This window comes from Pseudomonas sp. E45-MNA-CIBAN-0222 (assembly GCF_040310405.1).
Taxonomy (GTDB): domain Bacteria; phylum Pseudomonadota; class Gammaproteobacteria; order Pseudomonadales; family Pseudomonadaceae; genus Stutzerimonas; species Stutzerimonas stutzeri_AC.
The window spans coordinates 1-273 of record NZ_JBEOPU010000099.1; the positions used below are offsets into that span (position 1 = coordinate 1).

The 273-nt window shown below is 42.9% G+C and carries 1 protein-coding gene; it reads left to right on the forward strand.

The window, feature by feature from the left end:
• Positions 1-27: 27 nt before the first annotated feature.
• On the forward strand, positions 28-273 hold a 246-nt coding region (locus tag AAEZ08_RS22935), incomplete at its 3' end, for an endonuclease/exonuclease/phosphatase family protein (protein ID WP_500125179.1).

The following is a 273-nucleotide window of genomic DNA, read 5'->3' on the forward strand; positions in this document are numbered from 1 at the left end:
GTACAAGGTCAGAATCTTAAGCGCAATATGCAATACAACGAATATCCTGATCAATCACAGCATGAATGGTTTGGCGAATATCTACAGCTGCAAAACAGTTATGGTAAAAACTCAGAATATGAAAACGGTCATCATGGTAATGCCGTGCTCAGCCGCTTTCCGTTAGATCCAAAACATAACGTCAATATTACGGTAAATAAATTGGAGCAGCGTGGGGTCTTACATTGTGAGGTGCAGCCAGTAGGTTGGGAGAGACCGGTCGTAGTATTGTGC